A 24,186-nucleotide genomic window follows, 5' to 3' on the forward strand; every position below is an offset into this window, starting at 1 on the left:
CTGTCGACGACTGCGGCCGCTGGTGATAATCGACCGATGTCCACCATCGAACGTCCTTTGCCGCCCCTGAACGCCGACGAGCGCACCGTGCTTGAGAGCTGGCTCGATTTTCATCGCACGACACTCGCCATGAAGTGTGAGGGTCTGGACGACGAGCAGGCCGCCACCGCCTCCGTGCCGCCGTCCGGCTTCACTCTGACCGGCCTCGTCCAGCACATGGCCGAGGTGGAGCGGAACTGGTTCCGCCGCGTGTTCGCCGGGGAGCAGGTACCGCCCATCCACGACCCGCGGGCCGACCCGCACGGCCCCGACGGCGGCTTCGAGCTGGCCGAGGGCGCCACCCTGCGCGAGGCCCTCGCGACCTGGCACGCGGAGATTGCCCGCGCCCGCGAGCTCTGCGCCGGCCGTGCCCTGGCCGATACGGGCCGTTTCATGGACCAGGACGTCAACCTCCGCTGGATCTACGTCCACATGATCGAGGAGTACGCCCGCCACAACGGGCACGCCGATCTGCTCCGAGAACGCATCGACGGCACCACCGGCGTGTAGCGCCGGGTCGGTCGTGATGTGACGCGCCGCCCCGGTGCCGTGCCGGACGGCGCGTGGTTGTCACCCTGTCCGGACTAGGGGGTCGCACATGGTGGGTCGTACGGCAGTTGGGGAACGTACCGGCTCCATTGCTGACGGCTCAGGGCGCCGGAGCTCGCGGCGCAGATACGGCTGATGGCGGTCTCGGCCTTGAGGTCCCAGAGCGTGGCCACGCCGTCGTCGGTGGTGGCGGCCAGGGTGTGACCGTCCGGGCCGAACGCCAGAACGGCGACGAATCCGGTCTCCACGGTCAGCGGCCGGCCGATGGCGGTGGGGTGGTCGGGATCGGTGACGTTCCACAGGTTGATGGTGCCGTTGTCGGTGTGGCCGGCCGCTGCGAGGGTGCGCCCGTCCGGGCTGAACGCCACCGACCACAGGCTGCCACCGGGCACGGTCAGGGGACTGCCCCGGCGCGTGAGGTGGTTGGGGTCGGTGGCATTCCACAGGGTGACGGTGCCGCGGCTGTTCCCGGTGGCGAGCGTGCGGCCGTCCGGGCTGAACGCCACCCAGGTGCTGGTGGTGGACGGCTGGTCGATCGGCTCTCCGATGCGGATCCCCGGGTCCGTCGTACTCCACAGTCCGACTTCGCCGTTGCTGCCGTCGCCGCCGGCCGCCAGCATCGTGCCGTCGGGGCTGAACGCCAGGGATTCGACGGACGACGTGCGTGAATTGGAGATGCCGGCCCGGGAGACGGGGTGTGCGGGGTCGCTGACGTCCCACAGGGCGATCCTGCCGAACTTGTCGTCGCCGGCCGCGGCCAGGGTGTTGCCGTCGGGGCTGAACGCCAGGGAGAAGATGAGCCCGTCCGCCCCGGTGAGGGGCTCGGGGACGGCAACGGGATGGTTGGGATCGGTGGTGTTCCACAACCTGACGGTGCCGTCGCTGTCGCCTGCGGCCAGGGTGCGCCCGTCCGGGCTGAACGCCACGGCGTCGACCGCGTCGTCGGCGCCGGTGAGCGGATCACCGCGGGGAGCGGGGTTGTTGGGGTCGGCGGTGTTCCACAGCGAGACGGTCTTGTTCTGGTTTCCTGCGGCCAGGGTGCGCCCGTCGGGGCTGAACGCCACGGATGCCACATTGCCGCCGGCGCCGATGATCCGGGTCGGCGGCAGACTCCACAGATCGACGTTGCCGTCGCTGTTCCCGGCGGCGAGGGTGCGGCTGTCGGGGCTGAACACCACGTCGGTGACCGCGTTGCCCGGACCGGTCAGCGGCCGGCCCAGAGGACCGATGGCCCCGGGGTGGGTGACGTTCCACAGGCGGATGGTGTGGTCGGCGCTGCCGGCCGCCAGGGTGTGACCGTCGGGGCTGAACGCCACCGACATGACGGGCTGGGCGGGGCCCGTCAGCGGCTTGCCCAGGGGGGCGGGGTGGCCGGGGTCGGCGACCTTCCACAGGTGGACCTTGCTGTCGGTGGATCCGGCGGCCAGGGTGTGGCCGTCGGGGCTGAACGCCAGGGGTGTGACTCGCTGCCCGGTCTTCAGGGAACGGCCGCGGACGGGGTGGGCCGGGTCGGTGGTGTCCCACAGGCTGATCGTGCCGGCGTCGTCCTTGCATGCGGCGGCCAAGGTGTGCCCGGTGGGGCTGAACGCGACGCGATGGGAGAAGACGTCGGGGCAGCCGAGGTTCAGGGGCGCTCCCGCGGGCTTGACGTCGTCGGGGTGGGTGACGTTCCACAGGCTGACGAGTCCGGCGCGCCATCCGGCGGCCAGGGTGCGGCCGTCGGGACTGAACGCCAGCGATTCGACGGAGGTCAGGGCGTCCCAGTCCTGAATGGCGGGACTCTCCGGCCGGCCGAGCAGGACCGGGTGGCTGGGGCTGGTCAGGCTCCACAGGTCGACGAATCCGCCGGAACCGGCGTCGCCGTTGTGGCTGGTGTGGCCGCCGACGGCCAGTACCTGGCCGTCCGGGCTGAACGCGAGCGACAGGATCGAATTGACGGAACGGTCCACGGGCACGGGCCGGCCCAGCGCCACCGGACGGCCGGGATCCGAGACGTCCCACAGCCGGACGAGGTTCTGGTCCACGTTCCCGGCCGCCAGCATGTGCCCGTCGGGGCTGTAGGCCACGGTGGACACCGTGCCGCGCGGGCCGGGAAGCCGGGTGGCCAGCGGGGTGTTCTGGGTCGTGATGAGCCGGGACGCCGCGTCCGGGGTCGGGTCCATACGATAGGAGGTCAGCGCGAGCTGGGCGGACAACGAGGGATCGGTCGGGCCCAGTTGCACGGACGCGGAGGTTACGGCGGCGTTGATGGCCTGGTCGCGGGAGCGCAGGGCCTCGGCGGCGGCGTCCCTGGCGTCGGACTCCCGCCGGAAGGCGAACACCGCGGCCAGCGAGGCGAGCACGGCCAGGGCGGTGATGGTGGCGACCGCGCCGCGCCGGAGCCGTTGCCCGCGCCGCCGGTGGTGGCGGGCGGCCGCCAGAAAGGCCCGGGCGGCGCCGCTGAGTTCCGACCCGTGCGTTTCGGCCCAGGCGAGGGCGGCCTCCAGGCGGTTGCCGCGGTACAGCGCGGCAACCTCCCGGCCGGCCTGTTCCCAGAGCGTGGCCGCCTCTTCCAGATCCTGTCGTACGAGGTTCCCGGTGCGGTCGTGCTCGATCCAGTTCCGCAGCCGGGGCCAGGCGCGGATGAGCACCTCATGGGTCATCACCACCGTTTCCTCGTCCCGGGTCAGCAGCCGGCCCCGGGTGAAGTCGTCCAGGACTCTCGCGGCCGCGTCCCGGTCCGGCGCGTGGCGCAGCAGCTCGTCGTACTGGACGCGCCGACGGCTGTCGTCGGCGTCGCGTCCCACGATGACGAGCCGCAGGAACACCCACCGTGCGGCCTCCTGGCCGGGCGGCGGCAGGGTGTCGTAGAGCCTGTTCGCCGTGGTGGCGATGGCGCCCTGGATGCCGCCGGTGACCCGGTATCCGTCCACGGTGAGCGTGTGGCCGTGGCGCTGCTGCCAGGTGGCCCGCAGCGCGTGCGCGAGCAGCGGCAGCCGGCCCGTGGTGCTCGTCCCGACAGGTCCGCCGACCGCGCCCAGGTCCGTCAGCAGCACCTCGACCAGGCCGTCTTCGACATCGAGTCCCACGTTGCCGGCCGGGCGGCGGATCGCCTCCTTGAGTTCGTCCTCCGTCATCGGCTCCAGCAGGACCGGTCCGGCCCGGAGCGCCGCCCGGAGCTGCGGATGGGCCGTGCACGCGGCATAGAAGTCCGCGCGTACTCCCAGCACCACGACCGCACCGCCCGCGGGCCGGGCCAGACGGTCGAGCACGTCGATGAGCCACTGCCGTTCGGTCTCGTCGCCGCAGGCCGTGAAGATCTCCTCGAACTGGTCGACCACGACGACCAGGCCCGGGGAGGGGGGCTCCCCGGCGGGCGCCGGATCGCCGGCTCCGGTGATCTCGCGCAGCTCGGCCAGGCACTGTGCGGGATCGGCCCGCCACGCCGGTGCCGTGCGCCGGGCGGTCTCGGCGTCGAGCCCGGCGGCGGCCGCCAGGGCCAGGGCCGGGGACGCCGTCGGGGTCAGCAGCAGCCGAGGCCAGGTGCTCGACCCCGCCACCGGAAGCCGGCCGTCGTCCAGGGCCGGCAGTACCCCGGCCGCGAGCAGGGACGACTTCCCGGCCCCTGAGGGGCCGATCAGCAACAGGGGGCCGCCCTCACGCATCCGGGCGTCCATCCGCTCGCACACGAGGTGGACCATGCGCTCACGGCCGTAGAACCACTGCTTGTGCTGCGCGTCGAACGGGACCAGGCCCGGGTACGGGCACAGCACTTGGCCGGCGCCGGGGCCGGGCACGGTTCTGCGCCCCTCGTCGCCGTGGCGAACGTGGAGGTCGCGGCCGGCCTGGTAGACGCTGCCGCCGCCGGTCGCGCTCGCCTCCTGCCGTTTCGGCTGCCAGAGGGGCGGTCCGTCGGAGGGCGAGGCACCGGTGCTGCGTTCCGTCACGCCGGTCCGCCCCTGTTGACGTTCATGTCCCGGCCGGCCAGGAACGCGTCGCCGCCGGAGACGTGTGCCTCCAGCGTCATCGAGCCCGTGATCTGCTGCTCCGGGGTTCCGGCGGCGCGCAATTCCCCGCCGAACAGCGCGCGCAGCTCATCGACGGCGTCCGGCCGCGTGGCCATGAGCCGGATGATGCGGGCCTGCCACTCGGCGACCAGCAGCCCCTGGAGCTCCTCGCCGTCTCCCGTCTGCCGCGCCTGGAGCAACTCACCGCGCGCATCGGTGAGTTCCTCCTCGACGCGCTCCGGGTGCGCGGACCGCCACAGCGCCAGGACCGAGGACTTGACCGCGCCCCAGCCGTCCGTCGCCAGCAGATCGATCAGGCGCGCCGCGGCTGCCGATGCCAGGCCGGCGAGTTCCACACTCGTCTCCATGTCTTCTCCTTGTCCCTTACCGCCCGTGGGCCGCGATCGCGGTCATGGTCAGGTGGGAGGCGATGAACACGTGGTCGCCGCCCACCGTCCACAGGAACCCCACGTCCGGCTGCCCGGGGTCGCTGTATCTCCACCGGGCCCTGCCGGTGGCCGCGTCGATGGCCCACAGCGTCTTGGCGCTGTCGGTGGCGAAGACGGTGTCGGCCGAACACTGCGCGTTCTTGCCGCCCAGCGTGAGGGAGGCGTTGAACAGGTTGGTACCGCCCGTGTCGCCGGCCCCGTCGAGCACCGCGACCCACTGGATCGTGCCGTCGGCCGTGGCCAGGGCGGCCAGGTCGCTGCCGACCGGTACGTAGACGGTCGCGCCGTCCGGGCTGGAGAACGGGGTGCCGATCCGGACCTGGTCCCCGTTCTTCGCATCGAAGCGCTGATGCCACTTCTCGCGGCCCGTGGCCGCTTCGACGGCGAACAGCGTGTTGCCGTTGCCTCCGGCGAACAGGAACAGCCCGGCGGCGTAGCACGTCAGCGGCCAGCCGGGAGTGAAGTAGTACGAGGTGTGCGGGATGGACACCTTCCAGCCGCGGGCACCCTTCCGGCCGGCGTCGATCATCTGGACGCGGCCGGGCTTCTTGGCCGGAACGGCCGAAGTGGCCAGCAGATGAGAACCGGAGGGCGGCACGAGCACGTTGTTGATGTCCGTGCCCTTGACCTGCCACAGTCTCTTGCCGGTCGAGGCGTTGAACGCATGGATGTAGCCGGTGGTCGGAGACTCGGACGAGACCTTCCCGTCGATCTGAAGCTCCTGCCCGCACACATAGACGGTGTTCCCCGCGACCGCCACATAGTTGCTCGGGTACATCACCACGTGCTTGCCGCCGCCGGAATCGAAGTCGGCAAGGTTGGTCGCCCACTTCGCCTTCCCGTCGGTGGCGTCGAACGCCGCCAGCATGCCTGACTGACTCGGTGTGTCGCAGAGCAGGTAGAACACTCCGTCCGCGTACGCCGTCGGGTACTTGAAGCTGTTCGTGCCGAACTCGTTGGTCGTGTTCAGTGGGTGGAACATGGATTTTCCGGTCGCGGCGTCCAGGAAGGACGTGGCCGTGTCCGTGACCACCATGACCACCTTGTCGGACGCTTCCAGGCAGGTGGGGGCGTGCTTTCCGGCTGCCGACCATGCCTTGACGGCGTCGGGTCCGGCCAGCACGACCGGTTCCGGTCCGTCCGTCGAGGACGGTGACGCGGAGGGGGCGGACGTGGATCGCCCGCCTGACGGAGCGGTCGGCCGCGCAGTGGAGCCGGGCCCGCCGGCCCGGCCGTCGGGTGCCGGTGACGAGTCGCCGGAGAAGGCGAATGCCGCCGCGGCTCCGCCGAGTACGGCCACGCCCCCGGCCAGGCCGATGATCAGCTTCCGGCGGCTGACACCCGTTCCGGCAGCGGTCTGCGGGGGCGGCGGAAGCGGGCCCCGGCCGTCGCCCCCGGCGGACACCGATCCCACCGCCGCGGTCGCGGCCGCCATGTCGGCGGTCACCGCCGGCGGCAGCCAACTGCCTGCCAGGGAAGGCAGGTTCTGATGTTTCAGGTAGGCGACCAGTTGCTCCGCGGTGGGACGCTCCGGCGGTTCCGGGTAGAGGCAGCCGCCGATCACCTCGCGCAGCGACACGGGGAGTGCGTCCGTGTCCGGCTCGCCTCCGGAAGCTGCGAACAGCACGGTCGACCCGAGGTCGGACATGTCATCCGTCGGTGAGGGTGCCGGACTGCCGGTGGCTCCTGCCATCCCCAGGGCGGTGATGCGAGGCCCGTCCATGGTCAGCAGTACCGAGTCCGGGCTCACCTCGCCGTGGACCGTCCCGGCCGCGTGGAGTACGGCCAGCGCCCGGGCGAGGCCGTCGGCGAGCACCCGCAGAGCCGGTTCGGACAGCGGGCCGTGCCGGTCCACCGCCTGCCGGAGCGGCAGCCCGGGGGTGAACCGGGTCGCCAGCCAGGGAACCGGCGCGTCGGCGTCGGCATCCACCACCGGTACGAGGAAGGCGCCGGACAGTGTCCGTGCCCGTTCGACGGCGGCTCGGAACCGGTCCCGGAACCCCGGGTCCGCGGCGAGTTGGGGCCCCACGACCGTGACCGTGACGAGGAGCCCCTCGTCCGTGCGGGCCGCGAAGACCTCGCTCCCGCCGGCCGTGCTCTCTTTTCCGAGCAGCGCATACGGCCCGATCCGGTGAGCACCGTCTGCTCCGGGATGATCCATCGTCCGCCCCCTACGCCGGCCTGATCGTCTGATCACGGGCCGCCTGGTAGGCGCTGCCGCCGCCGGACACATGCGCCGTCATGGTCGTCGACGGCTCCGGACCGGCGGCCGGCGCCGCGCCGCGCCCGGGTTCGACAGCGGCGTCGGCATCGGACAGGAGAGCGATCACCGAGCCGCCCAAGTGCGCCAGCCCGTCCGGCAGATGGGTCTCCGGAACGCGGAGGAACTGTAGATGCGCCAGCTCCGCGATCTCGGCCGGCAGCGCCGAGGCGTCGGGCAGCATCGTCGCGTCACCCAGAAGGACCGGGACGACGCGGTTTCCCGCCCGCAGCGCTGTCGCGATCTCCAGGCGTACCCAGTCGTGAGCCCGGTCCAGGAGCCGCACTCCGTCCTCGCCCAGTGCGTCGAGCCACCCCGGCCCGATCAGTACGCACATGAGCTCGCACTCGGCGGCCTGCCGTCGCAGGATCTCGGCGAAATCGGCGCCGGGCGGGATCGACTGGCCCGACTTGAAGATCTCGTCGGCACCCAAGCGGTCGGACAGCGCGTGGTAGACGCGGTTTCGCATCCACCGGGAGTCCGGTTTCCGATAGCTGAGGAAGATGCGCGGCACAATTGCCCCCTGTCTGGCAAGCCTTGACGCCTGGGATCCTGCTCACCCTAGGGGCGGAGTACGCGCCCGGTGGCTATTCGCCGGGGATTGAATAGCGGTCGCGACTCTCCGTACGCTGGCGGGTATGGATCCGGCGGACAGCGCGTCAGGGACGGTCCCGGCAGGGGGATCGACCGGCATGCGTCTGCCGCCGGGCGACTTCGGCGTCGTCCTGGCCACACTCCGGGCACGTCGGGGGTGGAGCGTGCGCGAGTTCGCCCGGCGTGCGAACGTGTCCGAAGGGCAGATCTGCAATCTGGAGAGCGGGTTGCGCAACCCGACGCCCGCTGTGGCGGCGGCATGCGACGCGGCCTTCGGCACCGGCGGGGAACTCGCCGAGCTGGCCGGGTCCGGCCGCCGCGGTGCCCGGGCCGAGGGTGTCGTCGAGGCCGGCCCCGTGGTCGCCGGATACGAGCGGGTCCTGCGGGAGCTGAAGGACATCGGCAGATCCACCGGACCGAGGTTCGTCACCGCTTCGATGAAGTCGATCACGCGGATCCTGACGGACGCCGGTCCGCACGCCGTTGGCGAGCAGCGTGCCGAGATCTGGCTGCTGGCCTCAAGGTTTGCCGAATACACCGGGTGGATGGCACAAGAGGCGGGAAATCCCGCGGAGGCGTTGCGCTGGACGAATCTCGCCGTCCGCTGGGGCGCACAGGGCGGGGACGAAACGGTGGCCGCGTACGCCCTGGTCCGCAAGGCGTTCATCGCCCAGCACCGCGGTGACACCGAGGCGGCGATCGGATTCGCCGACCGGGCGGCCGGGCACCCGGCGGCCAACCCGGTGATCCGCGCGCATGCCGCGGGGCGCGCGGCCCAGGGGCATGCGCGCCGGGGTGACGCGGGGGCCTGCCGGGAGGCACTGGAGCGGTTCAGAAGCCACGCCGCCGAGGCCATCGGCGACCCGACCCCGCACTGGGGCCCGCGCATCGAGAACGCCAACCCCCGGCTCATCGAGGCGTCCTGCCTGCTCGGCCTCCGTCGCTTCGAGCCGGCCGCCGACCTGTTCGCCGCCGAGCGACGGCGTCGGCCGGCCGTCCCGGCGGACAGCAACTCCCGGGCCCGCTGGGCCGTTCGGCAGGCGACAGCCCTGGCCGGTGCCGGCCGCCTCGATGACGCCTGTCAGATCGTCGAGGCCACGCTGCCCGTGATCAAGCGCATCGACTCGGCCACCGTCCGCGGGGAGCTGGGCCGCTTCGTGGAGCAGGCCCGGACCCGGAGAGCCGGGCCGGGCCAACTCGCCCTCATCGACGCATCGGCCGCCCTCGCGATCGGCCGACAGTACGGACAGGTCCAGGGGCTTCGCTGAGCCGGGGAGTCCGTCCGGCGGAAAACCCCGTGCGCATGGGCGCGGGGGCGGCTAGGGTCCCCGGCATGTACTTCATGTATCAGATCTACGGCTGACACACGGGCGGGGCGAGTACCCCGCCGCACCCGAGTGCGCGCCACGGTGTTTCGTCCCGTGGCCGGCGCACCGGTTCGTCGTGTCCCATTTCGCCGAAGACCTGAAACGAGTGATCATCCATGTCACGTCGCCGTGCCCATGTCGCGATGATCGGCATCCCCGCCGTCAGCCACGTCCTGCCGAGCCTTGAGATCATCCGGGAGCTGGTGGCCCGGGGCCACCGGGTGAGCTACGCCAACGACCCGGCGGTGGCCGGCCTGATCGAGGCCACCGGCGCCGAGTTCGTCCCCTACGGCTCGGTGCTGCCGGTCGCCGACAACAACTGGCCCGAAGACCCCATCGAGGTGATGGGCGTCTTCCTCGACGAGGGGGTCCAGGCCCTCCCGCAGCTGCGGGCCGCCTACGACCACGACCCCGCGGACCTCTACCTGTACGACATCGGCGCCTACGCCGCGCGCGCCCTCGGTGAGGCGCAGGGCCGTCCCCTCATGCAGCTGTCCCCGACGTACGTGGGCTGGGAGGGCTACGCCGAGGAGGTCGCGGCGCCCATGTGGCAGCTGCCGGGCGCCGACGCCTACCGGGCGAGGTTCGCCCGCTGGCTCGCCGACTGCGGGGCGACCACCCTCGAAGTGGACACTTTCTGCGGACCGCCCGCGCGGTCCCTGGCGCTGATCCCGAAGGCGATGCAGCCGAACGCGGACCGGGTCGACACCGACACGGTCACCTTCGTCGGCCCCTGCTTCGGCGGGCGGACGGACAAGGAGACCTGGACGCGACCCGAAGGCGCCGGGAAGGTGCTCCTGGTCTCGCTGGGCTCGGCGTTCACGAAGCAGCCGGAGTTCTACCGCCGGTGCCTGGCCGCCTACGGCGACCTGCCCGGCTGGCACGTGGTGCTCCAGATCGGGAAGTACACGGACCCGGCGGAGCTCGGCGAGATCCCGGCCAACGTCGAAGTGCACTCCTGGGTACCCCAGTTGGCGATCCTGGAACAGGCCGACGCCTTCGTCACCCACGCCGGGATGGGCGGCAGCAGCGAGGGGCTGTTCACCGGTGTGCCGATGATCGCCGTTCCCCAGGCCACCGACCAGTTCAACAATGCCGACCGGCTCGTCGAATTGGGCGTGGCCCGCCGCATCGACACCGAACAGGCCACCGGCGAGGCGCTGCGGACCGCCCTGACCGAACTCGTCGCCGATCCGGAGGTCGCCCGCCGCTCGGCGCTGCTCCGGGCCGAGGTGCGGGCCGAGGGCGGCACCCCGAGGGCCGCCGACCTGATCGAGGGGCTGCTGGGCCGGAACTGATCAGCCGTTCGGCCGTTCAGCCGGCGCGCCAGTAACCCAGCGCGTTCACCCGCTCCTTGGGGACGGCCAGGTCCTTGCGTACGTACGCGGACAGGGACCTGGTCGTCGCCGTGTCGCAGGCGATCCAGACGTAGGCGTCGGAGGCGTCGGACCCCAGCAGGCCGGGCAGCGACTCCTTGACCCCGGCGACCAGTCCGGCGCCCCGGTCCCGGCGCGGCATCCGGTGCAGGGTGTGGTGGTCCGGGTCCAGCCGGAGCGGCAGTTTCTCGTCAAAGGCGTGCGCCGTCTCGAACCAGATGGTGGCCGGGGTGTCCGGGACCGCGTCCAGCAGGGAGTTGATCGCGGGCAGCGAGGCGCGGTCGCCGATCACGAAGAGCCGGTCGGGGCGTGGCTCGGGCAGCTCGAAGCCGGTGCCCTGGAGGGTCGCCTCGATCGTGTCGCCCGGCCCGGCCGTGCGCGCCCAGTCGCTGGCGGCTCCGTCGTGCAGGGCGAATTCCAGGCTGAACGTACCGGCGGCCGGGTCGGGGTCGACCAGGGTGTAGGCGCGCTGATGCGGTCTGCCGCCCCGCTCGAACCAGATCCTGACCCACATCGTCGGGTGCGCGCCGCCGGTCGCGGCCAGCAGCCCGCCGTCGGTGAGGTGCACCCGGCGGAAGCCCTCGGTGACCTGCTCGGCGCCGGTCACGGTGAACGTGAAGTTCCGTCCCCGCATGAGCTTGAGGACAACGCCCTCCCAGCCGTGACCCACAGCTGCCCCTCCTCACCTCGACGATATTTAGGTGAGGCTAACCTAAGTCATGGGCTGCGGGAAGTGTGTCACGGGGGGCCGCTTCCCTCCTCGGCCGCGACCTGGGCCAGGGTGCGGCCGGTGCGGGCCGAGCGTGCGAGATACGGGTCCGGTGTGTCGGGGCTTTCCCGGGTGGCCCGTCCGTCCTTGGCCTTGATCAGCAGCCACACCTCCTCGCCCGGGGCCTCGCCGCCCTTGAAGCGGGTGAGGGCGAACTCGCCGTGCAGCCTGGTCCCGTCGAGCCAGAACGTCGCGTGCCCGTCCTCCAGGGACTGCTCGAACGGCACGGGCGCGCCCCACCGGTCGTGGCTGAGCGGGCGGTAGGTGCCCTGGTCCCAGACGATCACCGTGCCGCCGCCGTACTCGCCCTTCGCGATGACACCCTCGAAGGTGCGGTACTCCAGCGGATGGTCCTCGGTGGGAACAGCCAGCCGCCGCACGCGCGGATTCTCCGAGGGGCCGCGCGGCACCGCCCATGACTTCAGTACGCCGTCGACCTCCAGCCGGAAGTCGAAGTGCATGCGCCGTGCCTGATGGATCTGTACGACGAAGCAGGGTGCCGGGCCCGTACGTTCGCCGCTGTCGCCGGTCACATCCATCCGGACACCTCCTCCGGCAGCCCCCGCCCGGTACTCCCTTCCACTGTGACGCCCCCGGCTCCGGAGCGCACCGGGACGGGTTCCGGGGCCGGGGTGCGCCAGAGGTATCTCGCCATCAAGTATCTTGACGTCGAGAGTGTTCTTGCGGCAGTCTTCGTCCCGTTCAAGATCTCCTGCCCGAGGGGGGCGCGTGATGCGGCGAGGCGAAACGCGAGGAAAAGAGCGCGGGCCGGGCCTGTCGGCCCAGCTGCGCAATCCACCGGGCGGCCGCAACGCGCGGATCATGCTGCTCGCCCTGGCCGTGGACCGGACCGGCTCGGGGCTCTGGGCCGCGTCCTCGGTCCTCTACCTCACCTTCGTCACGCATCTGAGCGCCGGGCAGATCGGCGTACTGCTGGGCGTGGCCGGAGTCGCGGGCATCGCCGGATCACCGCTGGCCGGGCGGCTGGCCGGCCGCTTCCCGGTGCGCTCGCTGCTGATCGGCTGCCATCTGCTGCGGCTGGTGACGCTCGGACTGGTCCTGGTGTGCACCGGCTTCGACGCGCTGCTCCCGGTCATCGCCGTGACCTACCTGGGCGACCGGGCCGCGAAGACGCTGGAGATGCTCTTCGCCACCCGGGCGGCGGGCGAGCGCCGCGCCGCGTACCAGGCGCTCTCGCGCAGCGCGGCCAACGCGGGCTACGGAGTCGGCGCCGGGATCGCGGCGATCGGCCTGGCGGTGGGGACCACGGGCGCCTATCGCGTCCTGATCCTGGGCAACGCGCTGTCGTTCGCCGTCGCCGCGGTGCTGGTGTGGCGTACGGGCGAGCCGGTGGGAAGCGCCGTCGAGGTGGCGCGTTCCGGGGGGACGGCGCCCGCTGCCCGGGGCGAGGGCGAGGGCGAGGGCGAGCGCGGGGGCGTGAGCGGGCGGGATTCCGTGCGCGGGGGCAGTCCGTGGCGGGACCGGGGCTATCTCGGGTTCGTCCTGCTGGACATCCCGATGAATCTCGACGACTCGATCCTCGCCGTCGGTCTGCCGCTGTGGCTGGTGAACCGCACCTCCGCGCCGCACGCCCTCGTCCCGGCCTTCCTCGTCATCAACACCGTGCTGGTCGTGGTGCTTCAGCTGAGCGTGTCGAAGCGGGCGGAAGGGCCGCGCCGGGCGGTCCGGGCGGTGCTGCTGTACGGAGTGCTGACGCTCGCCTGCTGCGGCTTCCTGGCCGTGGCCACCCGGGGCGGGGCCTGGGCGGCCGGGGCCGTCCTGCTCGCCGCGGCGCTGCTGGTCACGCTGGCGGAGCTGATGCGGTCGGTGAGTTCGTGGGAGCTCGCGGTCCTGCTCGCGCCGCAGGACGCCCGCGCCGCGTATCTGGGGGTGGCCGGGATGTCGCAGTCCATCCAGAAGTCGGCCGGGCCGCCGCTGCTGACCGGTGTGGTGATGGCCGCCGGTCCGGCGGGCTGGCTGGTGCTCGGGGCGGCGGTCGCGGGCCTGGCGGTCGTGCAGAGCCGGAGCTGCGCGCGGCGGCTCGGTCCCGGCCCGGCCCGTGCGGGGGCAGCCCTCGCCACCCAGTGAAAATTAGGTAGACTGGCCTACCTAATTAAGGAGGAGGGCGGTCATGGGCGAGGCAAGGGCCGAGGAGAAGCGGCAGCCGGTGAAGCGACGGCGCGGGGCGGCGCGCGGGCGGATCCTGGACGCCGCCGCGCGCCGGTTCTACGCCGACGGCGTGGCGGCGACCGGCATCGACACGATCACGGCCGAGGCCGGCGTCGCGAAGATGAGCCTGTACAACAACTTCGACTCCAAGGCCGACCTGGTCTGCGCCTACCTCCAGGCCCGGCACGAGGAGTGGCTCGACCTCTACCGGCGACGGCTGGCCGACGCGCGGGGACCGGCGGCGGGCGTGCTGGCGGTCTTCGACGCCTACGCCGACCACGCCGACTTCGCCTACGAGCACGGCTTCCGGGGCTGCGGCCTGCTCAACGCGGCCGCCGAACTGCCCACCGGACACGAGGGCCGGACCGTGGTCCGCCGGCACAAGGAACAGGTCGAGGGCCTGCTCGCCGGCCACCTCCGGGAGCTGCTGCCGGGCCGCGACGAGCAGGCCGGGGCCGTGGCGGAGCACCTGGCGTTCCTGCTCGAAGGGGCCATCGTGCGCGCCGGTCTCGAAGGGGACGGCACCCGCATGCGGCGCGCCCGGGACCTGGCCGCATCCCTGCTGGACACCCTGTGACCGGGCCCGCCCGCGCCGCCGGGCCCGCCGCCGGACCGGGCCTGGGTGCGCTCGCGGTCCTGCTGGCCTCGGTGCTCTGGGGCACCACGGGCACCGCCGCGACCTTCGCGCCCCAGGTGGGCCCCCTGGCGATCGGCGCCGCCGCGATGGGCCTGGGCGGACTGCTCCAGGCCCTGCTGGCCGGGCGCCGGATCGCGAGGGCCCGTACGGAGCTGAGGGCGCAGTGGCGGATCGTGCTCGTCGGGGGAGTGGGTGTGGCGCTGTATCCGCTCGCGTTCTACACCTCCATGCATCTGGCCGGGGTCGCGGTCGGAACGGTCGTCTCCATCGGCTCGGCCCCGCTGGCCTCGGCCCTGATCGAGCGGTTCGCCGACGGCCGGCGCCTGTCCCGGAGATGGCTGGCGGGGGCCGCCCTGGGGCTGGCCGGCACGGTGCTGCTCTGTGCGGCCGAGGCCGCGCAGGCCGGTACCGGAGCGGGCACCGGCTCCGCCCGGGGGACCGTCGTCGGGGTGGCGCTCGGGCTGGTCGCGGGCCTGACCTACGCCGTGTACGCATGGGCGGCGCACCGCCTCATCACCCGCTCGGTCGGCTCGCGGGCGGCCATGGGCGCGGTGTTCGGCCTCGGCGGGCTGATGCTCGTACCGGTGCTGCTGGCCACCGGCGCACCGCTGGCCGCCTCCTGGACGAACGCGGGCGTCGGGCTCTACATGGCGCTGGTGCCGATGTTCACCGGGTACGTCCTGTTCGGCTACGGCCTGTCCCGGATCCCCGTAAGCACCGCGACGACCCTGTCCCTGCTGGAACCCGCCGTGGCGGCGGTCTTCGCGGTGCTGGTCGTGGGCGAACACCTGCCGGCCCTCGGCTGGACCGGCATCGCGCTGGTCATCGCCTGCCTCGGCGTACTGACCGCCCCTTCCCGTCGCCTCCGCACCACGGAAGCACCGAAGCAGGGGCAGGGGCAGAAGCAAGGGCAGGCGCAGCACCGCGACCCGGATGCGCCGGAGCCCCGCGACGGGTTGGCCCTGAATGCCTGACGGCTGCCGCGCGGGGTCAGGCGGTCCCGGCGGTGTGGTGGTCCAGCAGGCGGATGAGCAGCTGCACGAACTGGTCGCGTTCGGCCGGGTCCAGCGGTGCGAGCAGTTCGTCGTGGAGGCCGTCCAGGATCTTGTCGAGGCGGCGCAGTTGAGCGCGGCCCCGGGCGGAGATCGTGATGATGTTGCGGCGCTGGTCGGCGGGGTCCGGTGCCCGCTCGACGAGGTGGCGCCCGGTCAGTTCGTTGAGCACGCCGACCATGTCGCTGCGGTAGATGTCGGTGCGCCTGCTCAGCGTCGCCTGGCTGGCGGGCCCGTGGTCCTGCAGCGAGGCGAGCACGGCGTAGTGCCACTTGCGGGCGTCGGCCTGCGCCAGTCCGTCGGAGACCAGCCGGTCCGAGCGCGTGGACAGCTGCGACAACAGCCGGCTCGCCCGCAGGCGCAGCCTGTCGGGCGTCCTGGACGCGCCGTCGTCGGGCAGGGCTGCGCCTTCGGGTCCGGCTGCTGCCGCGCCTTCGGGTCCGGTCATGGCGCCATTCTATCCATTGCGTTAGCTCAACTAACGATATGTGTCGTCGGCCGAGCGGTTCCAGGGAGGCGCTGAGCGCTCAGCGCCCGTCCAGGAACACCGGATTGGTGAGCGCGGCCGGTGCGCCCGGCAGCCCCGGCGCCGTCGCCGGATGCCGGACCTCGGCCCGTACATACGCGGCGTAGGCCGGCGTCGTACGCCACTGGACCGTCCCCGTGCCCGACTCGGGCAGCCCCGCCGTGAACAGCGTGCCCTGGTCGGTGACGAAGTGCGCCGTGCAGCCGGGCGCCCCGGTCACCTCCAGCCGCACGGTGACGGGGGTGTCGCCCCCGTCCACCCGCAGCCGCTCACCGATCCCGGCGTGCAGCCCGCGCCCGCCGAAGACGCCGAAGGAGAGCGTGACGGCGGACGACTCAGCGATGTACGAGTGCCCGGCCCGGATCCCGGCCACGATCGCCTCGCGCGACAGCTCGTCGGCCAGGACGACGGTCTGCGGCAGCCCCACCTCGTCCGGCTCCCGGTGCGCATCGCTGTTGCCCATCGCCGGAACCCACGGCTTGGACCAACGTGCGGCGGCTACCAGGGAGTTGTCCCACTCGGCGAGGGCGATCTCGTCATCCGGGGTGTACGCCCCGTTCCACACCTCCACCGCGTCCGCCTCGCCGAAACCGAACTTCCAGTGGCAGCCGATGCAGGTGGCGTGCGGATGGGCGGGCACGACCAGGCCGCCGGCCCGGCGCACGGCCTTCGCGTAGTGCCCGAACCGGTTGTCGCGGGCCCGGTAGCGCCAGTCCACGAACGTGCCCGGGTCGGTGGCCACCGCGAGCACATGCCCGTTGCGGGTGGTGATCTCCTCGCCGGTGAGGATCAGCAGGTCGTCGCCCCACAGCCCGCCCCACGCCCCGTGCGCGGAGTACGTGTTGTGCTCGCTGCTGTTGATGAAGTCGAGGCCGGCCGCGCGGGCGGCGGCGGCGATCTCGGCGGGGGTGCGCCTGCCGTCCGAGTGCACGGAGTGCAGATGGCAGTCCCCTCGGTACCAGGCCCGCCCGCGTCCCTTCGCGCGCTCCGGCGGATACACCGGCTCCGGCGTCGGAGCGGCGGGCCCGAACCGCAGGGTGACCGTCACCTCGTACGGCAGCCCCTCGGGGGCGACGGTGTACGGACCGAGCGCGATGTTCCACGTACCGGCCCGGACCGGCCCCGCGATGTAGCCGGGCGTCGCCTCGTCCGCCCGGATGAAGAAGCTCGCGCGTGCCCCGCCGGACCAGCCCCGGAACCCGCGCCCGCCCGGTTCGGTGCCGCGCTCGTCGAAGATGCCGATGTCGAGGGCGTTGCCCGGCGTCCCGGCCGGGACGGGCGTCTTCCTGTACGTGTACGAGACGGCGATCTCCCGTACTCCGCGCGGTACTTCGACCGGCAGGTACACGAAGTCCGGTGACCCGGTCGGCAGGGTGCCGCGCACGGTCCTGGTCCGGTCCGGGCCGCCGTCTGTGCCGCCGGTCGGGGGTGCGGCGTCGGCGAAGCTCACAGTGCCCAACGTTAGAGCGGTGGCGGCCGTCCCGACGAGAAGGCCGCGCCTGGCCATCGGGTGGCCGTGAGCGGAATGCGATACGGACATACGAGTGGCTCCCCGGGTGTCGTGAGCGGCAAGGGGTGTCGCCCCCGAACCCTGACGGCACCCGATGAACTCCGGAAGAACGCCGATGAACCGGACCGCACGGCACGCGACGGCATACGTTGGGGCCCTCACCGGATCACGACGGAGGTGTCCTCGTATGCGGATCGGCACAACGATCTTCCTCACCGACGAAACGATCACGCCGCTGCGGCTCGCCCGCGAGCTCGAACAGCGCGGCTTCGCCGGGCTCTACCTGCCCGAACACACCCACATCCCGGTGAGCAGGGACACCCCCTACCCGATGGGCGGCGAACTCCCGCCCGAGTACGCCCGCACCCTGGATCCCTTCGTCGCGCTCGCCCAGGCCGCCGCCGTCACCGAGCGCCTGACCCTGGGCACCGGCATCACACTCGTCGCCCAGCACGACCCGATCGGCCTGGCCAAGCAGATCGCCACCCTGGACCACCTCTCCGGCGGCCGCTTCACGCTGGGCGTCGGCTACGGCTGGAATGTCGAGGAGGCCGCCGACCACGGCGTGGACTGGCCGGCCCGCCGCGACCTGGTCCGCGACCGGATGGCCCAGATGCGCGCCCTGTGGGCGGACGAACCCACCGCGTACAAGGGCGAGTTCGGCTCGGTCCGGGCCAGCCACGCGTACCCGAAGCCGGTCCAGCGCCCCCGCGGTCCGGTGAACGGCCCCCGCACCCTGATCGGCGGCGCGGCCGGCCCGAAGCTGTTCGCCCACATCGCCCAGTACGCCGACGGCTGGCTCCCCATCGGCGGCCGCGGCCTGACCGAGTCCGTACCGAAGCTCCGCGAGGCATGGAAGGCGGAGGGCCGCGACCCGGAGCACCTCCGGATCGTTCCGTACGCGGTACTCCCGAGCGCGGGCAAGCTGACGCACTACGCGGAGCTGGGCATCGAGGAGGTCGTCCTGCAACTGCCCCCGGCCGGCGAGGCGGAGGTGCTGCGGACGCTGGACGCGTACGCGGACCATCTGTGACGGGCTCCGCCCCGGCCGGGGCCGCCCGAGCCTCAGTAGTCCTTTCCGAGCAGCTCCGACGTCCGGTTTCTCCCCGGGCAGCCGCGCGGGCGGTTCCGGAGCATGCCGATGCCGACAGCGAAGGCCCAGTAGACCAGCAGGGCCGCAGTCAGGGCGGTGTTGCCCCGGCCGACCGCGCTGTAGAAGTCGGCGGCGTCCGTCCCGAAGAACAGTGAGGGGACGAACGCCAGGTTGACGGCCGCAACGGCGTACGAGGTGTGTCCGGTCCAGCGCGGAAGCACCCCGGTGCGCAGGATCGCGTAGGCGGCGGACCGGGGGTTTTCGGTCCAGGGCGAAGTCCCTGTCGGCCGAGCACCTCGACGTCACCGACAACTTCGGCAACGGCCGGGCCACGGTCGCCAAGCTGTACGTCCGCGGCAGCGGAACCGCCGCCTTCACGACCGGCGGGTACAACCTGAGTTACAGCGAGAACAAGTATGTCGAGCTCACGGTCTGCACCTCGTCCTCGGCCAACGCGGTGTTGCGGGACGGAGGCCGGCGGCTCCACCTGAGCCGTTGCACCGGGCTCGCCCACTGCCGCCATCACGTACGGATACGGGTGCAACCTTTTGCCCGTGTTCGGCATCTTTCTCTACTAGGGATCGAATGTTCGTGAGCGCGGGAGTGGATCAGGATGAACAGGCCGTTGCGGCACATAGCCATATTCTGCGGGCTGCTGGTGATGGCGTTGCTGCTGCGGGCGAACTGGATCCAGTTCGTCAAGAGCGAGCCGCTGGCCAATCACGAGAACAACCGCCGGGTGAAGATCGCCCAGTTCGCGACCCCGCGCGGTGACATCATCGTCGGCAGCGACGCGATCACCGGTTCCAAGGCGGTCGAGGGGACGGACTTCAAGTACCGCCGGACCTTCAAGCAGGGCCCGATGTACGCCCCCATCACCGGCTACGCCTCCCAGTCGCAGGGCATGTCCCTGCTGGAGAAGACATACGACAGCATCCTCAGCGGCCAGGACGACCGGTTCGCGTTCCGGCACGCCAAGGACGTCATCACCGGCGAGCCGCGGCGCGGCGGTTCCGTGATCACCACGATCGACCCGAAGGCGCAGAAGGCCGGTTACAAGGGTCTGACCGACCTCAAGGCGCGGGGCGCGGTCGTCGCGCTGGAGCCGAACACGGGGAAGGTCCTGGCCCTGGTCTCCACGCCCTCGTACGATCCGTCCGTCTTCGCGGGGAACTCGTTCAAGGAGGGCGACAAGTTCCAGGCGCTCGTCAAGGACAAGAGCAAGCCGCTGGCCAACCGCCCGCTGCGGGAGACCTTCCCGCCCGGCTCGACGTTCAAGATCCTCACGGCGGCCGCGGCCCTGGAGAACGGCGTGGTCTCCGATGTCGACGCCCGGACCGACGCCGTCTCCCCGTACCCCCTGCCGCTCTCCACGAACAAGATCGGCAGCGAGGCCGGTGACGCGGTCTGCAACAAGGCGTCCATGAAGACCGCGATGCAGTACTCCTGCAACAACGTCTTCCTCGACGCGGCGTCCAAGGTCGGCGACGAGAAGATGCGTGAGACCGCGGAGAAGTTCGGCTTCAACGCCGATGTCTACTCCGAGGAGTTCGGCGACATGCTCGCCACCAAGAGCCTCTACCCGAAGAAGCTGGACAAGCCCGGTACCGCGCTGACGGGCATGGGGCAGGGCAGCCTCACCAGTACGCCGATGCAGATGGCGATGGTGACCGCCGCCCTCGCCAACGACGGCAAGCTGATGCAGCCGTACATCGTCGACGAGCTGCGCGGCCCCGACCTGTCGGTCCTGGAGAAGAACGAGCCGAAGCTCAAGAGCCAGGCCGTGTCCGAGGAGACCGCGAAGAAGGTCCAGGAAATGATGGAGTTCACGGCCAAGGAGGGCAGCGCCAAGCGCGCCCTGATCGACGGCGTCACGGTCGGCGGCAAGACCGGCACGGCGCAGCGCGGCGTCAATGTGAACGACGAGGTGCCGTACGGCTGGTTCGTCTCGTACGGCAAGAACTCCGACGGCCGATCGGTCGCGGTCGCGGTGTTCATCGACCCGACGGACATGGACATCTCCCGTTCCGACATCTCCGGCGGTCGGCTGGGCGCGCCGATCGCGAAGAGCGTGATGAAGGCGGTGCTGAGCAAGTAGCAACCCCGGACGCATGTGCGATCATCGTGTGCGATCTTCTTTACGAGTCGCACACATCTCGCTTGTGTTCCGGGCCGATCCAGCGTGCGTGCGCCGTTCGTGAGAGCCCCGGCAGAAGCACCCACTTCACCGGTCCGGGGGAACGGAATGCCCAGCTACCCACGCACGGCGGCGAGATCGCCGAGATCCGGGAGACCGGCGGCGTACGCCGCGCTGCTGCTCGCACTGTCGGTCCTGCTCCCGCTGCTGATTCCGGCAGGGGCAGCGCAGGCGTACGCCCCCGTGGCGACGGCGGCCGGCACCCCGGCCGGCACCCCGGCCGGCGCCCCGGCCGACGAGGACTGTGCCGTGCTGCCGCTCTCCGGCTTCGGAGAGGCCGCACCGGCGGAGGGCAGGCCGACGATCCCGGGCGACACCACGGCCTGCTTCACGTTCACGGCGAAGGCCGCCGGGCTGCACAAGGTCCTGGTCGTCGGCGGCGCCAACGGCAGCACGTACGCCTCCGTCCTCGACGGCGGCACGGAGATCGACTGCTACGACCCCGAGTGGGGCGCCGGCTGGTGCCGGCTGCCCCGCTCGGGCGAGTTCACGCTCCGGCTGTTCAACGACTGGTCCGAGACGAGCAGGCCCACCGTCGCCGTCGTCCCCCTCGCCACCACCGAGGGCTGCGCACCGGAGACCGGGACCTCCTGGGACACCGCGCCCGTCGTCGGCTCGGCAGCGGGTCCGACCGCCATCCAGTGCCAGCCGTTCGCTGGCCGGCCGGGTGAGCGGATCACCAACACCATCCGGACGACCTCCTACGGCCAGAGCCTGTCCTGGATCACCGACGAGACCGGTGCCCGGATCTGCCCGCACTTCAACGAGGACGACAGCTACGGCTGCGTACTGCCCGGCGACGGCCCCTACCGGGTCCTCTCGCAGGTCAGCGAGGCCGAGCACGGCTTCCCCGCCGAGTACACCCTCGCCGTCCGCCGGATCTCAGACCCGGCCGGCTGCATCCACCCCGCGCTGAACGGATTCAACTCCGGCCCCACGGCCGCCGATCCGGCCCACGGCTGCCGCACCTTCACCGCCCCGGCCGCCGGACGCTACGACGCGTACGCGGTCCACGACGGCGTACGCTCCGCGCTCCGGGTGTACGACCGGGACGGCAGGACCGCCTGCGAGACCTGGAACGTCTGCACCCTCCCGGCCGCCGGTGAGTACACCGTCTACACCGACGCCGCCACCCTCGTCGTCGACCAGTCCGCCACCACCGGCTGCGAGCCGGTTGAACTCGGCGTGCACACGTCGCAGTTCACCTCGGGCGGCGAGATCGACTGCCTGTCCCTGCCGCTGCCCGAGGGCGCCCGGCTGGCGGCGCTGGAGCCCCTCTACGGGCCCGCGCCCCACCCGGACGTGACCGTCGTCGACGCCGACGGCGTCCAGCGCTGCGACCCGTCCCGCCTCACCGACGGCACCTGCGGACTCACCGGCAGGGCCCCCTTCCGGGCGCTGGTCTCCAACACCAGCGATTCGAAGCCGACCGGCCCGTACACGCTCGTCCTGCACCGCACCGACGCGGCGGGCGACTGCCCGGCCTTCCCGGCGGGCGACTTCACCGAGACCGGCCCGACCGCCCGCGTCACCACCGGCGACGGTGTCTTTTCGCGCTGCCTGAGCATTCCGGCGGACGACCACAGCACCCAGGAGAACATCCAGCTCCGGGCCGCACCCGGCACCACGTCGCTCGCCCAGTTCACCGTCCTGGACGTCCAGGGCAAGCAGATCTGCTCGGCCCGCGCCTCCACCTCCTCCTGGACGACCTGCGCACTGACCCCGGGCGTCGCCCACACCGTGCTGGTCACCGGCCGCGACGCCCCCGCCGAATACGTCCTGGCCCGTCGCGACGTCACCACGACCGCCAAGGGCTGCGCCGCGAACCCCGCGACGAAGCCCGGCGGCCCGTCCACCGGCGGCACCATGGGCGCCCCCGGCGAGCTGCGCTGCCGCCAGGTCACCACCGCCGACGCCAAGGACACCCTGCACATCGACGTCCGCGACCCGCTCGGCGCCGCCAACGTCGTCGTGTACGGCGCCGACGGCACCGCCCTGTGCAACAAGAACCAGGCGTGCGCCGTCACCGGCTCCACCCACTACCAGGTCATGGTCACCGTCCCCGCGACGCTGAAGGCCCCCGACTCGTACCGTTTCGACGCCCTGCGCATCGCGGGCCCGGACGGACCGGCCGCCGAGTGCGAGAAGGTCGCGAGCATCGCCTACGGGTACGGCCCGGTCACCGGCACCCTCGACGAGGACCACACCGCCGTCTGCGCCGCGCTGCCCACCGCGTACAGCGACCGCTTCAAGATGGAGATCAGCGACACGACCGGCGCCACCGAAACGGCGGTGCCCGCGCTGTACGACCCGAGCCTCGACAACGGCTGCGTGTACGGCACCCCCGGCGGCTACTCGTGTTCGGTGATCGAGCGGTACTCCAGGGAGCTCACCCCGAGCATCCTGGTCCTCTCCCTGCCGGAGAACGCGTCGAAGACCTCGTACAAGGCCCAGGCGGTCTGCTCGGGGCTCTGCGGCCTGGAGCGGGTCGCCGTCACCAAGGTCGCCCCGACCACCGGCGTCTCCGGCACGAGGACGACGGTCACGGTCACCGGCACCGCCCTGCACCAGGACGACCGCGTCGTGCTGAGCGTCCTCGGCCGGCGGATCGAGGCGACCACCGTCGCGGTCTCGCCCGACCGCCGCACTCTGACCGCCGAGCTCGACCTGACCGGCGAGACCGAGGGCACCTGGGGGCTGAGCGTCATCACGCACGGCGGAACCCAGTACCTCAAGGGTGACTTCACCATCACCCCGGCCCCGCTCCGCAACAGCGCATCGCCGTCGATCGGCACCACCGCCCGCGTCGGCGACCGCCTCACCGCGTCCCCCGGCACCTGGGCCCCCACCTCGACGTCGTACACCTACCAGTGGAACGCCGACGGGCAGCCGATCACCGGCGCGACCGCATCCGCCTACACCGTCCCGCTCTCGCTGCTCGGCAAGAAGATCGGCGTCACCGTCACGGCCCGCCGCACCGGCACGGCGGACGTCCCGGCCGCCTCGGCGGCGCTCACCGTCGCCAAGGGCGCGGCGCCCAGGGTGACGACCGCCCCGAAGATCACCGGCACCGTGAAGGTCGGTGCCAAGCTGACCACCACGAGCGGCAGTTGGACGCCCTCCGCGACCTCCTACGGCTACCAGTGGAAGGCCGACGGCAAGGCGATCAAGGGCGCGACCTCGTCCACGTACACCGTCCCGGCATCGCTGCTCGGCAAGTACGTCACCATCACCGTCACGGCCCACCGCACCGGTCACGCCGACGGTTCCACGACGCCCGCCTCGGTGAAGGTCGCCACGGGCAGTGCGCCCAAGGCCACCAAGCAGCCCACGATCTCCGGCACCGCGAAGGTGGGCCGCACCCTCAAGGCGGCGAAGGGCAGCTGGACGCCCGCCCCGATCTCGTACGCCTACCAGTGGTACGCCAACGGCAAGGCGATCTCCGGCGCGACCAAGTCCTCGCTGACGCTGAAGTCCGCCCAGCGCGGCAAGAAGATCACCGTGAAGGTGACCGCCCGCCGCACGGGTCACGCCAGTGGCTCCGCCACCAGCAAGGCGACCAAGGCGGTCGCCCGCTGACAACGGCGAGCCGAACGCGACGGCCGGGCATCCC

General features: G+C 72.0%; 18 protein-coding genes. 9 read left to right on the forward strand and 9 right to left on the reverse strand.

The annotated features are described in order from the left end of the window. Positions 1-36 precede the first annotated feature (36 nt). Positions 37-549: a DinB family protein gene (locus ABZ622_RS16085; RefSeq protein ID WP_360543469.1), complete on the forward strand. Its 513-nt coding sequence runs from the start codon at positions 37-39 to the stop codon at positions 547-549. A 74-nt stretch (positions 550-623) separates the two neighbouring features. Here ABZ622_RS16085 and ABZ622_RS16090 read toward each other — a convergent pair whose 3' ends face one another. The 4 genes from ABZ622_RS16090 to ABZ622_RS16105 are packed head-to-tail and all read right to left on the reverse strand — an operon-like array spanning position 624 to position 7,797. Further along, positions 624-4,514: a hypothetical protein gene (locus ABZ622_RS16090; protein WP_360543471.1), complete on the reverse strand. Its 3,891-nt coding sequence runs from the start codon at positions 4,512-4,514 to the stop codon at positions 624-626. Next, entirely contained in the window at positions 4,511-4,942 is a 432-nt protein-coding gene (locus ABZ622_RS16095) for a hypothetical protein (RefSeq protein WP_360543473.1), read from the reverse strand. The genes ABZ622_RS16090 and ABZ622_RS16095 overlap by 4 nt, the downstream gene beginning before the upstream one ends. A 16-nt stretch (positions 4,943-4,958) precedes the next feature. Beyond that, positions 4,959-7,184 carry a PQQ-binding-like beta-propeller repeat protein gene (locus ABZ622_RS16100; RefSeq protein ID WP_360543475.1) on the reverse strand — a complete coding sequence of 742 codons (2,226 nt, stop codon included), beginning with the start codon at positions 7,182-7,184 and terminating at the stop codon, positions 4,959-4,961. A 10-nt stretch (positions 7,185-7,194) separates the two neighbouring features. Continuing rightward, positions 7,195-7,797, reverse strand: a complete 603-nt coding sequence (locus ABZ622_RS16105; protein ID WP_360543477.1) for a toll/interleukin-1 receptor domain-containing protein — start codon at positions 7,795-7,797, stop codon at positions 7,195-7,197. Positions 7,798-7,975: 178 nt separating this feature from the next. Here ABZ622_RS16105 and ABZ622_RS16110 point away from each other — a divergent pair, with 178 nt between their 5' ends. Together ABZ622_RS16110 and ABZ622_RS16115 are read left to right on the forward strand one after the other, a co-directional pair. Then, the gene (locus ABZ622_RS16110) at positions 7,976-9,145 is read left to right on the forward strand and encodes a helix-turn-helix transcriptional regulator (protein WP_360543479.1); all 1,170 of its coding nucleotides are present in this window, start codon (positions 7,976-7,978) and stop codon (positions 9,143-9,145) included. Positions 9,146-9,360: 215 nt separating this feature from the next. After that, entirely contained in the window at positions 9,361-10,542 is a 1,182-nt protein-coding gene (locus ABZ622_RS16115) for a macrolide family glycosyltransferase (RefSeq protein ID WP_360543481.1), read from the forward strand. Positions 10,543-10,558: 16 nt separating this feature from the next. Here the strand turns inward: ABZ622_RS16115 and ABZ622_RS16120 are convergent, their stop codons facing one another. Together ABZ622_RS16120 and ABZ622_RS16125 are read right to left on the reverse strand one after the other, a co-directional pair. After that, positions 10,559-11,290 carry a siderophore-interacting protein gene (locus tag ABZ622_RS16120; RefSeq protein ID WP_360543483.1) on the reverse strand — a complete coding sequence of 244 codons (732 nt, stop codon included), beginning with the start codon at positions 11,288-11,290 and terminating at the stop codon, positions 10,559-10,561. 68 nt (positions 11,291-11,358) lie between these two features. Then, the gene (locus ABZ622_RS16125; protein ID WP_360543485.1) at positions 11,359-11,928 is read right to left on the reverse strand and encodes a DNA polymerase ligase N-terminal domain-containing protein; all 570 of its coding nucleotides are present in this window, start codon (positions 11,926-11,928) and stop codon (positions 11,359-11,361) included. A 193-nt stretch (positions 11,929-12,121) separates the two neighbouring features. Between ABZ622_RS16125 and ABZ622_RS16130 the strand changes: the two genes are divergently transcribed. The 3 genes from ABZ622_RS16130 to ABZ622_RS16140 are packed head-to-tail and all read left to right on the forward strand — an operon-like array spanning position 12,122 to position 15,169. Beyond that, complete coding sequence (locus ABZ622_RS16130) at positions 12,122-13,477, forward strand: MFS transporter (protein WP_360543487.1); 1,356 nt, start codon at positions 12,122-12,124, stop codon at positions 13,475-13,477. A gap of 43 nt (positions 13,478-13,520) precedes the next feature. Then, complete coding sequence (locus tag ABZ622_RS16135; protein WP_360543489.1) at positions 13,521-14,135, forward strand: TetR/AcrR family transcriptional regulator; 615 nt, start codon at positions 13,521-13,523, stop codon at positions 14,133-14,135. Continuing rightward, complete coding sequence (locus tag ABZ622_RS16140) at positions 14,132-15,169, forward strand: EamA family transporter (protein WP_360543491.1); 1,038 nt, start codon at positions 14,132-14,134, stop codon at positions 15,167-15,169. Before ABZ622_RS16135 ends, ABZ622_RS16140 begins: the two co-directional genes overlap by 4 nt. Before the next feature lie 16 nt (positions 15,170-15,185). On the opposite strand, the gene ABZ622_RS16145 is transcribed toward ABZ622_RS16140, so the two are convergent. After that, a complete protein-coding gene (locus tag ABZ622_RS16145) occupies positions 15,186-15,695 on the reverse strand; it encodes a MarR family transcriptional regulator (RefSeq protein ID WP_360543493.1) in 510 nt (169 codons plus the stop codon). Between the two features lie 79 nt (positions 15,696-15,774). Continuing rightward, entirely contained in the window at positions 15,775-17,280 is a 1,506-nt protein-coding gene (locus ABZ622_RS16150; protein ID WP_360543638.1) for a CehA/McbA family metallohydrolase, read from the reverse strand. A gap of 190 nt (positions 17,281-17,470) precedes the next feature. On the opposite strand from ABZ622_RS16150, the gene ABZ622_RS16155 reads away from it, so the two are divergent. Further along, entirely contained in the window at positions 17,471-18,316 is an 846-nt protein-coding gene (locus ABZ622_RS16155; protein WP_360543495.1) for an LLM class F420-dependent oxidoreductase, read from the forward strand. A 32-nt stretch (positions 18,317-18,348) separates the two neighbouring features. Here the strand turns inward: ABZ622_RS16155 and ABZ622_RS16160 are convergent, their stop codons facing one another. Next, complete coding sequence (locus ABZ622_RS16160; protein ID WP_360543497.1) at positions 18,349-18,597, reverse strand: hypothetical protein; 249 nt, start codon at positions 18,595-18,597, stop codon at positions 18,349-18,351. A 392-nt stretch (positions 18,598-18,989) separates the two neighbouring features. On the opposite strand from ABZ622_RS16160, the gene ABZ622_RS16165 reads away from it, so the two are divergent. Together ABZ622_RS16165 and ABZ622_RS16170 are read left to right on the forward strand one after the other, a co-directional pair. Continuing rightward, positions 18,990-20,474, forward strand: a complete 1,485-nt coding sequence (locus ABZ622_RS16165) for a penicillin-binding protein 2 (protein WP_360543499.1) — start codon at positions 18,990-18,992, stop codon at positions 20,472-20,474. A 147-nt stretch (positions 20,475-20,621) separates the two neighbouring features. Beyond that, positions 20,622-24,152 (forward strand): hypothetical protein, encoded by a 3,531-nt coding sequence (locus ABZ622_RS16170; RefSeq protein ID WP_360543501.1) that lies wholly within the window; start codon positions 20,622-20,624, stop codon positions 24,150-24,152. Positions 24,153-24,186 lie beyond the last annotated feature (34 nt).

The organism is Streptomyces sp. NPDC007164 (assembly GCF_040634135.1).
Taxonomy (GTDB): Bacteria; Actinomycetota; Actinomycetes; order Streptomycetales; family Streptomycetaceae; genus Streptomyces; species Streptomyces sanglieri.

Bases quoted from the DNA above. Each gene is read 5' to 3' on its own strand.
- ABZ622_RS16085 (WP_360543469.1), top strand. From the start codon at position 37: ATGTCCACCATCGAACGTCCTTTGCCGCCCCTGAACGCCGACGAGCGC.
- ABZ622_RS16095 (WP_360543473.1), bottom strand. From the start codon at position 4,942: ATGGAGACGAGTGTGGAACTCGCCGGCCTGGCATCGGCAGCCGCGGCG.
- ABZ622_RS16100 (WP_360543475.1), bottom strand. From the start codon at position 7,184: ATGGATCATCCCGGAGCAGACGGTGCTCACCGGATCGGGCCGTATGCG.
- ABZ622_RS16110 (WP_360543479.1), top strand. From the start codon at position 7,976: ATGCGTCTGCCGCCGGGCGACTTCGGCGTCGTCCTGGCCACACTCCGG.
- ABZ622_RS16115 (WP_360543481.1), top strand. From the start codon at position 9,361: ATGTCACGTCGCCGTGCCCATGTCGCGATGATCGGCATCCCCGCCGTC.
- ABZ622_RS16125 (WP_360543485.1), bottom strand. From the start codon at position 11,928: ATGGATGTGACCGGCGACAGCGGCGAACGTACGGGCCCGGCACCCTGC.
- ABZ622_RS16130 (WP_360543487.1), top strand. From the start codon at position 12,122: ATGCGGCGAGGCGAAACGCGAGGAAAAGAGCGCGGGCCGGGCCTGTCG.
- ABZ622_RS16135 (WP_360543489.1), top strand. From the start codon at position 13,521: ATGGGCGAGGCAAGGGCCGAGGAGAAGCGGCAGCCGGTGAAGCGACGG.
- ABZ622_RS16145 (WP_360543493.1), bottom strand. From the start codon at position 15,695: ATGACCGGACCCGAAGGCGCGGCAGCAGCCGGACCCGAAGGCGCAGCC.
- ABZ622_RS16150 (WP_360543638.1), bottom strand. From the start codon at position 17,280: ATGGCCAGGCGCGGCCTTCTCGTCGGGACGGCCGCCACCGCTCTAACG.
- ABZ622_RS16155 (WP_360543495.1), top strand. From the start codon at position 17,471: ATGCGGATCGGCACAACGATCTTCCTCACCGACGAAACGATCACGCCG.
- ABZ622_RS16165 (WP_360543499.1), top strand. From the start codon at position 18,990: ATGAACAGGCCGTTGCGGCACATAGCCATATTCTGCGGGCTGCTGGTG.
- ABZ622_RS16170 (WP_360543501.1), top strand. From the start codon at position 20,622: ATGCCCAGCTACCCACGCACGGCGGCGAGATCGCCGAGATCCGGGAGA.